This is a genomic window from Cellulosimicrobium cellulans (genome assembly GCF_024124905.1).
GTDB classification, from domain to species: Bacteria; Actinomycetota; Actinomycetes; order Actinomycetales; family Cellulomonadaceae; genus Cellulosimicrobium; species Cellulosimicrobium cellulans_G.
In genome coordinates this window covers 818087-831553 of the sequence record NZ_JAMXST010000002.1, presented here as the reverse complement: position 1 = coordinate 831553, position 13467 = coordinate 818087, and the positions used below count along the sequence as shown (strand labels likewise).

General features: G+C 74.1%; 12 protein-coding genes. All 12 read right to left on the bottom strand.

Annotated elements, in window-relative coordinates; genetic code table 11:
* Window positions 1-665: 665 nt before the first annotated feature.
* Window positions 666-1937, bottom strand: coding sequence for a tyrosine--tRNA ligase (tyrS, locus tag NHH00_RS08730; protein WP_253051417.1), 1272 nt, complete (start codon window positions 1935-1937; stop codon window positions 666-668).
* Between the two features lie 117 nt (window positions 1938-2054).
* The gene (locus tag NHH00_RS08725) at window positions 2055-2735 is read right to left on the bottom strand and encodes a DNA-3-methyladenine glycosylase (protein ID WP_253051479.1); all 681 of its coding nucleotides are present in this window, start codon (window positions 2733-2735) and stop codon (window positions 2055-2057) included.
* A 39-nt stretch (window positions 2736-2774) separates the two neighbouring features.
* Window positions 2775-3524 carry a hypothetical protein gene (locus NHH00_RS08720; protein WP_253051416.1) on the bottom strand — a complete coding sequence of 250 codons (750 nt, stop codon included), beginning with the start codon at window positions 3522-3524 and terminating at the stop codon, window positions 2775-2777.
* Window positions 3521-4144 carry a uridine kinase family protein gene (locus tag NHH00_RS08715; RefSeq protein WP_253051415.1) on the bottom strand — a complete coding sequence of 208 codons (624 nt, stop codon included), beginning with the start codon at window positions 4142-4144 and terminating at the stop codon, window positions 3521-3523. The genes NHH00_RS08720 and NHH00_RS08715 overlap by 4 nt, the downstream gene beginning before the upstream one ends.
* A 25-nt stretch (window positions 4145-4169) precedes the next feature.
* Complete coding sequence (argH, locus tag NHH00_RS08710) at window positions 4170-5597, bottom strand: argininosuccinate lyase (protein ID WP_253051478.1); 1428 nt, start codon at window positions 5595-5597, stop codon at window positions 4170-4172.
* A gap of 65 nt (window positions 5598-5662) precedes the next feature.
* Entirely contained in the window at window positions 5663-6892 is a 1230-nt protein-coding gene (locus tag NHH00_RS08705; protein WP_253051414.1) for an argininosuccinate synthase, read from the bottom strand.
* Window positions 6893-6978: 86 nt separating this feature from the next.
* The gene (locus tag NHH00_RS08700; protein ID WP_253051413.1) at window positions 6979-7515 is read right to left on the bottom strand and encodes an arginine repressor; all 537 of its coding nucleotides are present in this window, start codon (window positions 7513-7515) and stop codon (window positions 6979-6981) included.
* Window positions 7512-8447 carry an ornithine carbamoyltransferase gene (gene argF, locus NHH00_RS08695; protein ID WP_253051412.1) on the bottom strand — a complete coding sequence of 312 codons (936 nt, stop codon included), beginning with the start codon at window positions 8445-8447 and terminating at the stop codon, window positions 7512-7514. The genes NHH00_RS08700 and argF overlap by 4 nt, the downstream gene beginning before the upstream one ends.
* A complete protein-coding gene (locus NHH00_RS08690; protein ID WP_374614638.1) occupies window positions 8447-9802 on the bottom strand; it encodes an acetylornithine transaminase in 1356 nt (451 codons plus the stop codon). Before NHH00_RS08690 ends, argF begins: the two co-directional genes overlap by 1 nt.
* Window positions 9799-10785 (bottom strand): acetylglutamate kinase, encoded by a 987-nt coding sequence (argB, locus tag NHH00_RS08685; protein WP_253051411.1) that lies wholly within the window; start codon window positions 10783-10785, stop codon window positions 9799-9801. The genes NHH00_RS08690 and argB overlap by 4 nt, the downstream gene beginning before the upstream one ends.
* A complete protein-coding gene (argJ, locus tag NHH00_RS08680; protein ID WP_253051410.1) occupies window positions 10782-11993 on the bottom strand; it encodes a bifunctional glutamate N-acetyltransferase/amino-acid acetyltransferase ArgJ in 1212 nt (403 codons plus the stop codon). The genes argB and argJ overlap by 4 nt, the downstream gene beginning before the upstream one ends.
* The gene (argC, locus tag NHH00_RS08675) at window positions 11990-13084 is read right to left on the bottom strand and encodes an N-acetyl-gamma-glutamyl-phosphate reductase (RefSeq protein ID WP_253051409.1); all 1095 of its coding nucleotides are present in this window, start codon (window positions 13082-13084) and stop codon (window positions 11990-11992) included. Before argC ends, argJ begins: the two co-directional genes overlap by 4 nt.
* Window positions 13085-13467 lie beyond the last annotated feature (383 nt).

Here is a 13467-nt window from a genome sequence, read left to right as displayed (position 1 = left end):
TGATGAACAATCCATACGAAGCGAACCCACCAGGGTTCACAAAACTGGCATCAACACGAAAGATGACATCATCTTCCGAAATCAACCAAAGGAATCCCAGACACAACCAACCACCCCACCCGACGGGTGAAGACGATCAGCCATGCCACAGGGACAAAAAATTGGCATTGACTAACAAGCACACTGTTGAGTTCTCAAACAACCGACACACACCAACTCAGCACCACCCGACCGGGCAGAACCTCGCTTGGGGCAACTTCTCTAATATACCAGACCCTCAGCGCCCTCTCCAACTCGGTGATCCGAGCGGAGGGAGCCGGGGGAACCGGCATCCCCGATCATGTCACGGCGCGCGAGGCTCCGTGTCCTTCTCGAGGGGGAGCGCCCGGGGGACCAGCCACCGTCTCGTGCGATCGAGAACCGGTGTCCGTTCCTCCCTGCCGGGCGAACGTCGAGAACACTACACGCGCTCCGACCGGGTGCCAAATCCGTGTGGTGCGCTCCCTTCTCCCCCGCGGCAGCGCCGTCCCACGCTCGGTTCGCGGTCGCCCCGTCGCGGCGCGGGACGGCCGGGTCGCGCGGTCCTCCCGCCACGACGGGACGACGAAGGGGCCGGTCCCGCTCGACGCGGTCCGGCCCCTCCGTCCTCATGCCGACTCGGCTGCTCAGCCGGCGGCGCCGTCCGCGACGGCGACACCGAGCGTCTTCTTCCCCCGGCGCAGGAGGGCGAACTGCCCGTGCAGCAGGTCCTCCGCCGCGAGGACGGCGTCCTCGCTCGTCACCTTGACGTTGTTGACGTACGCCCCGCCCTCGGCCACCGCTCGACGCGCGGCCGCCTTGGAGGCGACGAGGCCCGACGCTGCGAAGAGGTCGACGACCGCGTCGCCCACCTGCGCCGCCGTGCGCGGCAGCTCGGCGACGGCCGCGCCCAGGGTTCCCGCGTCCAGGCCGGCGAGCTCGCCCCGGCCGAAGAGGGCCTGGCTCGCGGCGATCACCGACGCCGTCGCCTCCGCCCCGTGCACGAGCGTCGTCACGTCCGACGCGAGCGCGCGCTGTGCCTCGCGCGCCCCGGGCCGCTCGCGCACCGCGGTCTCGAGCTCGGCGATCTCCTCGCGCGTGCGGAACGTGAAGATCTTCAGCCAGCCCACCACGTCCTCGTCCGCGGCGTTGAGCCAGTACTGGTAGAAGGCGTACGGGCTCATCATGTCGGGCGCGAGCCAGACCGCCCCGCCCTCCGTCTTGCCGAACTTGGTCCCGTCGGCCTTGGTGATGAGCGGCGTCGTGAGGACGTGCACGGCCGCCCCCTCGGTCTTGCGGATGAGCTCGACGCCCGAGAGCAGGTTGCCCCACTGGTCGTTGCCCCCCGTCTGGAGGGACACGCCGTGCCGGCGGTACAGCTCGAGGAAGTCGATCCCCTGCAGGATCTGGTAGCTGAACTCGGTGAAGCTGATCCCCTCCTCCGAGCGCAGGCGGCGCGCGACGGTGTCCTTCGCGAGCATCGTGCCGAGGCGGTAGTGCTTGCCCACGTCGCGCAGGAAGTCGATCGCCGACAGCTCGGAGATCCAGTCGAGGTTGTTCACGAGGAGGGCGGGGTTGTCCCCCTCGAAGTCGAGGAAGCGTGACACCTGCGACTTCAGCCGCTCGGTCCACTCCGCGACGGTCTCCTTGGTGTTGAGCACCCGCTCCCCCGACTGGCGCGGGTCGCCGATCATGCCCGTCGCCCCGCCCACGAGCGCCACGGCGCGGTGGCCCGCGAGCTGGAGGTGACGCAGCACGACGAGCTGCACGAGGTGGCCGTGGTGGAGGCTCGGTGCCGTCGGGTCGAAGCCGCAGTAGTACGTGATCGGGCCCTCGGCCAGCGCGGCGCGCAGCGCGGCCTCGTCGGTGGACTGCGCCACCAGGCCCCGCCATTGCAGCTCGTCGAGAACGTCGCTCACTTCTGCTCCTTCGTCGAGTACCCGTGGACCGGGCACGTCCGGTGCTGCCGTGCGGCAGCGTGTCCTAGTCTGCCGTGCCGCGCGGCGTCCGACGTCCACCGCCCACCGGGCGGGCGCTCACCGCGCGCGGGCGCTCACGCGGCGGTAGGCCGAGACCGTGGGGTCGCCCGCGAGCCAGGAGCGCCACGGGTAGAGGTCGCCGTCTCCCCCGTCGCCCGAGACCCCGACCCTCGGACCGGTCGCGATCGCGGGACGCAGCGGCCCCCCGGACGCGCGGTGCAGCACGAGCTCCCCGTCGGGGTCCGTGAGCTCCGCGCCGTACTGGCGCAGGTCGAGGTCGAGCGCGACGGCGAGGCGCGCGGGACCCCGCGCGATCTGGCGGTCGGAGTCGCACCTCCCGGCGACGAGCCGCCGCGACCGGGCGAGGTCGACGCCGTCGGTCACCTCGCCCGCGCGCAGCAGGACGGCGGACGCCCTGCCGACCGGCCCGCACACGACGTTGACGCAGTGGTGCAGCCCGAGGTGCCGGTACACGTACAGCCGGCCGGGCTCGCCGAACATCGCGCGATTGCGCTCGGTGCGGCCACGGAAGGCGTGCGACCCCGGGTCGCGCTCGCCGTCGTACGCCTCGACCTCGGTGATCCGCAGGGTGACGTCGCCCGCGTCGCTGCGGCGGGTGAGGAACGACCCGAGCAGGTCGCGCGCGACCTCGTGGACGTCGCGCGCGTACCACCCCCGGGCAGGGACGTCCCACGGTCCGACGGCGCGGGACTCCCCGGTCCCCGTCGTCTGCGCCACGGCGTCCGTCACTTCGCACCACCTTCCGTCGTGGGGAATCTACGCCCCGTCGCGCTCGCGCGGGCTCCGCCGCGGCGGACGCGGACCCACGTACCAGGCCAGCACGGCGACCAGGGCGAGGCTCACCCACGTGGCGGGAACCCAGCAGCCGGCCGCGAGGCTCCGCAGACGGACGGGGACGGCGTCGCCGGACCCGGCGACGACGAGGGCGAGGACCCACCACGTCCCCGCGGTCGCGGCCACGACGGCGCTCACGAGCGCGAGCGGTGCCGGGTAGGCACGCCGGCGCTCCACCCAGCGCCCTTGCCGGACGACCCGCCGACGGGCCGCCGCGGCCTCCCGAGCACGGCGCTGCGCCGCGCTGGGTGCGCTCCGCGCGCCGCGTCGTGGTCGAGACGCCGGCGAGCCCGCCACGGGCGGACGTCCGCCCTCGCGGGCCAGCCCCGTCTCGATCTCGGCACGCCGACGGCGCGTCCGCCGCGCACCGACGAGCGCCGCGACCGCGGGCGGCAGCAGGACGGCCACGGTGATCCACCACACGTCGGCGGTCGGGACGTCCCACACCCACCACGTTCCCGACCTGGTGCTGCTCCGGCTCGGGAGCAGGAACCAGGTCGAGAGCGTCGCCGAGCGGGCGGTCGCGGCGAGGACGACGGCCGTCGCCGTGCCCACGACGGCGAACGTCGTCACCCCGGCCGCGAGGCCGTCGGTCGCCCGGACGGCGCGGTCCCAGGCGGACCGGGCGGCCTCGACCTGCGCGTCGGACGCGCCGTCGCGGCCGGCGCTCATCGGTCCGCCGCGCGCACGACGTTCCCCCACCCGTCGAGCACGACGTCCGCGCGCTCGCGCGAGGCGTTGCGGGCGTAGTGCTCATGCTCGTCGAGCATCCACGCGAGCCAGTGCGCGCGCTGGTCCTCGCCGTCCCGGTCGAGCCCCCGGCGCAGGCGCACGTCGTCCGGGGCCTCGACCCACAGGCGCAGCGCGGCCACGCCGTCCGCCTCGCGGCGACCCGCCCCGCACCCCTCGACGACCAGGTACGGCGCCGGGGCGACGTCGTGCCACTCGGCGAAGCGGTCGAGCGTCCAGTCGAACCGGCGGTACCGACCCGGACGACCCGCGGCGAGAGGCGCGAGGACCCACTCGTCCAGGCGGCTCCACGCGGGCTCGAGCCCGCGCCAGCCCTCGTACAGGTCGTCCATGTGGAGCACCTGTGCGGGCAGTGCCTCGCCCAGCTGGGCGGCGAGCGTGGTCTTGCCCGAGCCGGCGGGCCCGTCAATCACCACGAGCCGGGTGCCCGACGCGCGTTCTCCGGCCGGCCCGTTGCCCGGGCCGTGCGACGGGCCGAGTCGCGGGTCGGCGTCGCGCACGCGACGCACGAGGTCCGCGAGGACGTCCTGGTCGACGCTCACGCGCGCACCCTCGGCACGGGCGCCGTCAGTCCTGGGCCCAGAAGCGGTACTCGGCCGAGCGCTCCTTCGCGGCCTCGAGCTGCTCGGCGACCCGCACCGGGGCGGTGCCGCCCACGGCGTCGCGCGACGCGAGCGAGCCCTCGACGCTCAGCACGTCGCGCACGCCCGGCGTGAGGTGCTCGGAGATCGACGCGAGGTCGTCGTCCGAGAGGTCCCACAGCTCGATGCCGCGCTCCTCGCACGCGCGCACGCACGCGCCCGCGACCTCGTGCGCGACGCGGAACGGCACGCCCTCGCGCACGAGCCACTCGGCGACGTCCGTCGCGAGCGAGAACCCCTGCGGCGCGAGCGACGCCATGCGGTCGGTGTCGAACTCGAGCGTCGCGACCATGCCCGAGAACGCGGGCAGGAGCACCTCGAGCGTGTCGACCTGGTCGAACACCGGCTCCTTGTCCTCCTGGAGGTCGCGGTTGTACGCGAGCGGCAGGCCCTTGAGCGTCGCGAGCAGGCCCGTCAGGTCGCCGATGAGGCGGCCCGCCTTGCCGCGCGCGAGCTCGGCGACGTCGGGGTTCTTCTTCTGCGGCATGATGCTCGACCCCGTGGAGTAGGAGTCGTGCAGGCGCACGAAGCCGAACTCCTTGGTCGCCCAGAGGATGACCTCCTCCGCGAGGCGCGAGAGGTCGACGCCCAGCATCGCGGCGACGAACGCGAACTCCGCGACGACGTCGCGCGACGCGGTGCCGTCGATCGAGTTCTCGACCGGGCCGTCGAACCCGAGCTCGGCGGCGACGGCCGCCGGGTCGAGGCCCAGCGACGAGCCCGCGAGCGCCCCCGACCCGTACGGCGAGCGCGCGGCGCGCACGTCCCAGTCGATGAAGCGGTCGACGTCGCGCAGCAGCGGCCACGCGTGGGCGAGCAGGTGGTGCGCGAGGAGCACCGGCTGGGCGTGCTGGAGGTGCGTGCGGCCGGGCATCGCCGCGCCCGGGTGCGCGGCGGCCTGCTCGATCAGCGCGTCGACGACGTCGAGCACGAGGCGCGCGATCGTGCGTGCCTCGTCGCGCAGGTACATGCGCGTGAGCGTCGCGATCTGGTCGTTGCGCGACCGGCCCGCGCGCAGCTTGCCGCCGAGCTCCGGCCCGGCGCGCTCGATGAGCCCGCGCTCGAGCGCGGTATGCACGTCCTCGTCGTCGTCGGCCGCGACGAACGCGCCCGACGCGACGTCCTCGCGCAGGCGCTCGAGCGCCGCGAGCATCCCGTCGAGCTCGTCGTCGTCGAGCAGGCCCGCGGCGTGCAGGACCTTCGCGTGGGCCTTCGAGCCCGCGACGTCCTGGCCCGCGAGGCGCCAGTCGAAGTGCGTCGACTTGCTCAGCGCGGCGAGCGCGTCGGCGGGACCGCCGGCGAAGCGCCCGCCCCAGAGGCTCACGCGCCCGCCCGCCGGCGCGTCCTGGTCCACGTCCCCGGGCGCGGCGGTCCCGTCGGGCTGGGTGGCGTCCGTGACGCCCTGGTCGTCGTGCGTGCTCACAGTGCTCCTGCCCCGAGGTCCACACCGTTGCCGAACTTCTCGTCGCGCGCGGCGGCGAGCTTCGCGGTGAGACCGTAGATCTCGATGAACCCCTTGGCCTGCGACTGGTCGAACGAGTCGCCCTCGTCGTAGGTCGCCAGGTTGAAGTCGTACAGGCTCGCCTCCGAGCGGCGGCCGGTCACGGTCGCCCGTCCGCCGTGCAGCACGAGGCGCACGTCGCCGGAGACGTACCGCTGCGTGTCGTCGATGAACACGTCGAGCGAGCGCTTGAGCGGGCTGAACCACATGCCGTCGTAGACGAGCTCGGTCCAGCGCTGCTCGACGCCGCGCTTGAAGCGGGCCTGCTCGCGCTCCAGGGTGACGTTCTCGAGCTCCTGGTGCGCGGTGATGAGCGCGATCGCGCCCGGAGCCTCGTAGACCTCGCGCGACTTGATGCCGACGAGGCGGTCCTCGACGATGTCGATCCGCCCGACGCCCTGGGCGCCCGCGCGGCGGTTCATCTCCTGGATCGCCTGCAGCGGCGTCACCGCGACGCCGTCGAGCGCGATCGGGACGCCCTGCTCGAACGTGACGACGACCTCGTCCGCGACGGGCGGGAACGTCGGGTCGTCGGTGTAGTTGTAGACGTCCTTGGTCGGGGCGTTCCAGATGTCCTCGAGGAAGCCGGTCTCGACCGCGCGGCCCCACACGTTCTGGTCGATCGAGAACGGGTTGTGCTTGGTCGTCGCGATCGGCAGGGAGTGCTTCTCGGCGTACTCGATGGCCTTCTCGCGCGTGAGCGCGAGGTCGCGCACGGGCGCGATCGTCTTGAGCTCGGGCGCGAGCGACGTCGTCGCGACCTCGAAGCGCACCTGGTCGTTGCCCTTGCCCGTGCAGCCGTGGGCGACGGTCGTCGCGCCGAACTGGCGCGCCGCCCGCACGAGGTGCTTGACGATGACCGGCCGCGAGATCGCGGAGACGAGCGGGTAGCGGTCGAGGTACAGGCCGTTCGCGCGCAGCGCGGGCATGCAGTACTCGGCGGCGAACTCGTCGCGCGCGTCGGCGACGTACGCCTCGACGGCGCCGCAGTCCAGGGCGCGCTGCCGGATGACCTCGAGGTCCTCCCCGCCCTGGCCGACGTCGACCGCGACGGCGACGACCTCGGCGCCCGTGGCCTCGGCGATCCAGCCGATGGCCACCGACGTGTCCAGGCCGCCCGAGTAGGCGAGCACGACGCGTTCAGTCATGACGGTCTCTTTCTGTGACGTGCGGGTGGGGTCCGGGGTCCAGTCTCGCAGGGCGGTCCGCCGCGCGAGGGATGGTCCGACGGCGGTCAGTCCGGCGTGCCGGGGACGGGCCCGCCGTGGGGCCCGGACAGCTCGAGGAAGCGGCGCGCGAGCTCGGCGCCGCCGTCGGGGTCGCGCGCGATGACGAGGATCGTGTCGTCGCCCGCGATGCAGCCGAGCACGTGCGGGAGCACGGAGTGGTCGATCGCCGACGCGAGGTAGTTCGCCGCGCCGGGAGGCGTGCGCAGCACGACGAGGTTCGCGGACGCCTCGGCGGACACGAGCATCTCCGAGCACAGGCGCGCGAGCCGGGCCGCGAGGTACTCGGGCGACTCCGCGGTCTGCACGCTGCGGTCCCCGCCCTCCCCCGGCACCGCGTACACGAGCGCGCCCGAGGCGCCCCGCACCTTCTCCGCGCGCAGCTCGATGAGGTCGCGCGAGAGCGTCGCCTGCGTCACCGACAGCCCCTCGCGCTCGAGCTCGCGCGCGAGCTCCGCCTGGGAGTGGATCTCGGTGCGGCGCACGATCTCGGCGATGCGCGCGTGGCGCGCCGTCTTCGTCGTCGCCGTGCGGGCCTCGGTCACGACCGCTCCAGGAGGAACGTGAGCAGCGCCTTCTGGGCGTGCAGCCGGTTCTCCGCCTCGTCCCACACCGCCGAGCGGGGGCCGTCGATCACCTCGGCGGTGATCTCCTTGCCGCGGTAGGCGGGCAGGCAGTGCAGGACGATCGCGTCGTCCTTCGCGTGCGCGAGGAGGTCGTCGTTCACCTGGTAGGGCACGAAGGGCAGCGCGCGCTGCTCGGCCTCGGCCTCGTCCCCCATCGACACCCACGTGTCGGTCGCGACGACGTCCGCCCCCGCGACGGCCTCGACCGGGTCGGACGTGACGCGCACCGAGCCGCCGGTCTCGGCCGCGATCCGCTCGGCGTCGGCGACGAACACGGGGTGGGGCGGGTACCCGTCGGGCGTCCCGATCCGCACGTGCAGGCCGGCGGTCGCGCCACCGAGCAGGTAGGAGTGCGCCATGTTGTTCGCCCCGTCGCCGACGTACGCGAGCGTCTGGCCCGCGAGCGCTCCGGTACCGCCGCGGAGCTGGGCGATCGTGAGGAGGTCCGCGAGGATCTGGCACGGGTGGAAGTCGTCGGTGAGCGCGTTGACGACCGGGACCCGGCTGATCGCCGCCATCTCCTCGATCCGGTCCTGGCCGAACGTGCGCCACACGATCGCCGACGCCTGCCGGTCGAGCACGCGCGTGACGTCCGCGACGGACTCGCGCACGCCGACCTGGGCGAGCCGGCCGTCCACGACGACCGGGAAGCCCCCGAGCTCGGCGATGCCCGTCGCGAACGAGAGCTGCGTGCGCAGCGTCGGCTTGTCGAACAGCACGGCCACGCCCTGCGGTCCGGCCAGGGGCTGGCGGAACGTGCGGTCGTCGCGGAACGCGAGGCCGATCTCGAGGACCTGACGCTGCTCGGCGGGCGTGAGGTCGTCGTCGCGCAGGAAGTGCCGGGGGGCCATCAGGAGCTCCTCGTCGTGGGGCCGGTAGGTGTGGGCGTCGCGCCGGACGCGGCGGTCGGGTCGGCCGGGACGGTGACGGTCGCGAAGAACCCGACGACGTCCCGCACCTGCTCGGGCGTGAGGATCAGGGGCGGCGCGAGGCGGATCGCGTCGGGCGCGACGGCGTTCACGACGAACCCTGCGTCGAGCGCCGCACGCGCGACGTCCGCCGCGACGGGCCGGGTGAGCTGGACGGCGAGGAGCAGCCCGCGCCCCCGCACGCCCGCGACGAGCGGGTTCCCGGCCCCGGCGATGCCGTCGCGCAGGAGCGCCCCGACGGTCCGCACGTTCTCGAGGAGCCCGTCGCGCTCGATCACCCCGAGCGTCGCGAGCGCCGCCGCGGCGGCGACCGGGTTGCCCCCGAACGTCGTGCCGTGCTGACCGCGGCCGAGCAGCGTCGCCGCCCGCTCGCCGTACGCGACCACGGCACCCACGGGGAAGCCGCCGCCGAGGCCCTTGGCGAGCGTGACGACGTCGGGCACGATCCCGCCGCCGACCTCGGGCTGCTGGTAGGCGAACCACGAGCCCGTGCGCCCGACGCCCGTCTGCACCTCGTCGAGCACGAGCAGCGCGCCGTGGCGCGCCGTGAGCTCGCGCGCCGCGACGAGGTAGCCGGGCGAGAGCGACCGCACGCCCGCCTCCCCCTGCACCGGCTCGACGACGAGCGCCGCGACCTCGCCGCGCGCGGCGACCGCGGCGGGCGAGAAGGCCTCCTCGAGCGCGGCGACGTCGTCGAACGCGACGAACTCCACCCCGCCCGGGAGCGGCTCGAACGGCTCGCGGTACGCGGCCTTCGACGTCAGCGCGAGCGCGCCCATCGACCGGCCGTGGAAGCCGCCCTGGAGCGCGAGGACCCGCGTCCGACGCCCCGTGCCATTGTTCCGGCGCGTCATCTTGAACGCCGCCTCGTTCGCCTCGGTGCCCGAGTTCGTGAAGAACACGCGCGACCCCTCGGGCGCCTCCGAGAGCGCCAGGAGGCGCTCGGCGAGCGCGATCTGCGTCGGGGTCCCGAAGAAGTTCGAGACGTGCCCGAGCGTGCCGAGCTGGGCGGAGACCGCCGCCGTGAGCGTCGGGTGGGCGTGGCCGAGCGCGTTGACCGCGATGCCCGCGAGCAGGTCGAGGTAGCGCTTCCCGTCGGCGTCCCACACGTACGCGCCCTCGCCGCGCACGAGCACGCGCTGCGGCGGGCCGAACGTGTCCATGACGGCGTGGGTGTACCGGTCGGTCCACTGGGCGACGGAGCCGTCGGCTTGGGCAGTCACGGCGCTCGTCGTCGCGGGCGCGGGCGCGTCCGCCGGGTGGTCGAGGGCGTTCACGCGGCTCCTCCGGTGGTCGTGGCGGGCACGGGCGCCGATGCGCCCGCGGGGTCCGGGACGACCATGGTCCCGTTGCCCTGGGTGGTGAAGACCTCGAGCAGCGTGGAGTGGGGCACGCGCCCGTCGATCACGGTCGCCGCGGGGACGCCGCCCTCGACGGCGCGCAGGCACGCCTCCATCTTGGGGACCATGCCCGCGGAGAGGGACGGCAGGAGCGGCGCGAGCTCGGAGCGCGTGATCTGCGCGACGAGCGAGTCCGTGTCGGGCCACGACGTGTACAGACCCTCGACGTCGGTCAGGACGACGAGCTTCTTCGCGCCGAGCGCGACCGCGAGCGCCGCGGCGGCGGTGTCCGCGTTGACGTTGAGCACCTGGGTCGGGTCCTCGAGGTCGGGGGCGATGGTCGACACGACGGGGATGCGCCCGGCGTCGAGCAGGTCCTGGACCGCGGCGGGGTGCACCTCGACGACGTCGCCGACGAGCCCGACGTCGACCGGCTCGCCGTCGACGGTCGCGTGCCGGCGCTGGGCCTGCAGCAGGCCGCCGTCCTCGCCCGAGAGCCCGACGGCGTACGGCCCGTGGGCGTTGATGAGGCCGACGAGCTCGCGCGAGACCTGGCCCGTGAGCACCATGCGCACGACGTCCATCGCCTCGGGCGTCGTGACGCGCAGGCCGCCGCGGAACTCGGACTCGATGCCGAGCCGGTCGAGCATCGCCGAGATCTGCGGGCCGCCGCCGTGCACGACGACGGGGCGCAGCCCGACGCGGCGCAGGAAGACCATGTCCTCGGCGAACGCGGCCTTGAGCGCGTCGTCGACCATGGCGTTGCCGCCGTACTTGACGACGACGAGCGCGCCGGCGAACTCCTCCAGCCACGGCAGGGCCTCGACGAGCACCTCGGCCTTCTGCTCGGGGCGCAGGTCGGTGCGCGTGTCGAACGCGGCGTCGTCCGGGTGGGGCGTGGGAGTGGTCGGGTCGCTCATGAGGAGTACGCGCTGTTCTCGTGGACGTAGTCGTGCGTGAGGTCGTTGGTCCAGACGGTCGCGGTCGCGGAGCCGGCGTGCAGGTCGATCTCGACGCGCACCTCGCGCTCGGCCGCGAGGTCGACGAGCTCGCGCGGCTCGCCCACTCCCCCGGCCCGGCACACCTGGACGCCGTTGACCGACACGTCGAGCAGGAGCGCGTCGAACGGCGCGACGTCCTCGGGGACCGTCCCGACGGCCGAGACGATGCGCCCCCAGTTCGGGTCGTTGCCGAAGATCGCGGCCTTGAACAGGTTGGAGCGCGTCACCGCGCGCGCGACCGCGACCGCGGCGTCCTCGCTCGACGCGTTCACCACGGTGACGGCGACGTCGTGGCTCGCGCCCTCGGCGTCGGCCACGAGCTGGCGCGCGAGCGACGCGCTGGCCTCGGTCACGGCGTCCGTGAGCTCGTCGAGCGTCACCTCGACCCCGGACGCACCGGAGGCCAGGAGGATCACGGTGTCGTTCGTCGACATGCAGCCGTCCGAGTCGACGCGGTCGAACGTCGTGCGGGTCGCGGCGCGCAGCGCGGCGTCGGCCGTCGCGGCGTCGACGACGGCGTCCGTCGTGAGCACGCACAGCATCGTCGCGAGGCCGGGCGCGAGCATGCCCGCGCCCTTGGCCATTCCCCCGACCGTCCACGTCGCCGCACCGTCCGTCGCGGTGGCGTCGGCGACCTCGCGGACCACGGAGACCGTCTTGGGCACGGTGTCCGTCGTCATGATCGCGAGCGCGGCGTCGCCGCCCCCGTCGACGGTGGCCGCCGGGTCCGCGAGCGCCGCCGCGGCCGCGTCGACCCCGGCGAGCAGCTTCTCCAGCGGCAGGCGCACGCCGATGAGGCCCGTCGAGCACACGAGCACGTCGCCCGCGGACGTCGCGAGCACGTCGGCGACGTGCTCCGCCGTGCGGTGCGTGTCGGCGAAGCCGTCCGGCCCGGTGCACGCGTTGGCGCCGCCCGAGTTGAGCACGACGGCCGTCGCGCGCCCGTCGCTCACGGCCTGCCGCGTCCACGCGACCGGTGCGGCGAACACGCGGTTCGTCGTGAGGACGGCCGCGGCGACGTCGAGCGGCCCGTCGTTGACGACGAGCGCGACGTCGCGGGCGCCCGTGGACTTGAGCCCGGCGGCGACGCCGGCGGCCCGGAAGCCCTGCGGGGTGGTGACGGTCACGGGGCGACCCCCTCGGTCGTGAGGCCCGCCGTCTGCGGCAGGCCGAGCGCGATGTTCATGGACTGCACCGCGGCGCCCGCGGTGCCCTTGACGAGGTTGTCGATCGCCGTGACGGTGACGACGCGACCCGCCGCGTGGTCGACGGCGACCTGGACGAGCGCCGTGTTGGCGCCGAGCGTCATGGCCGTCGTCGGCCACTGCCCCACGGGCAGCACCCGGACGAACGGCTCGCCGACGTAGGCGTCCTCCCAGGCCCAGCGGACGCGCGCGTCGAGCTCCGCGGGGTCGAGGCGGGCGGCGTCGTCGGACAGGCGCGCCGTCACCGTGGCGAGGATGCCGCGCGGCATGGGCACGAGCGTCGGCGTGAACGAGATGCTCACGGCCGGGGCCCCCGCGGCCCGCAGGTTCTGCGCGATCTCCGGGATGTGCCGGTGCGACCCGCCGACGGCGTACGGCTGGGCCGACCCGAGCGCCTCGGACGCGAGCAGGTGCGGCTTGAGCGACTTGCCCGCGCCCGAGTACCCGTTGGCGAGCACCGCGACGAGGTCGCGCGCCTCGACGAGCCCGGACGCGACACCCGGCTGGATGCCCAGCGTGACCGCCGTGACGTTGCAGCCCGGCACCGCGATGCGGCGCGCACCGGCGAGCCGTTCGCGCTGCTTCGTCTCGCTCGCGGCGGCGCCGGGCTCGTGCGTGAGGAGCAGCTCCGGCAGCCCGTACGGCCACGTGCCCGCGTGCTCGGAGCCGTAGAACGCCGCCCAGTCCGCCGCGGACTCCAGCCGGTGGTCCGCGCCCAGGTCCAGCACGAGCACGTCGTCCGGGAGCTGCGCCGCGATCTCCCCCGACGCGCCGTGCGGCAGCGCGAGGACGACGACGTCGTGCCCCACGAGGTGCTCGACGCTCGTCGGCAGCAGCACGCGGTCGGCGAGGGATCGCAGGTGCGGCTGGTGCTCACCGAGGAGCGTCCCCGCGTTGCTGTGCGCCGTGACGGCGCCGATCTCCACCTCCGGGTGCCCGGCGAGCAGGCGGAGCGTCTCTCCACCTGCGTACCCGGACGCACCCGCGACCGCGACTCTGATCGTCATATGCATCACTATACATACTTATGCAACGCGCGGGCCCATGGCCCCACCCACGGTACGCGTGGTCGGGCCCGCGGTGAGGTCGGGTCTCCTGCCCGCCGGGTCGGGTCCGCGGTGGGGTCGGACCGTGTGCTGGGACTGGCGCACCGTCACCCTGGTCTTTCGGGCGGGGGTTCAAGGAGTGCGCCTCTGACGTCCTGCGCACACGGTCCGACCCCACCGCTCGTCCTGCCCGTCACCGCACGACCCGCAGCCCCGGTCCGGCGGTCACGCCCGGTCCGGGCGTGGGGACCGTCCTACCGCCCGCGTGGCGGGTGGTCCCCGGCCGAGATGCGAGAAGTGGCCCCGTCAGACCTCACTCGTGGGGCCACTTCTCCCCTTTCGTCATCGCG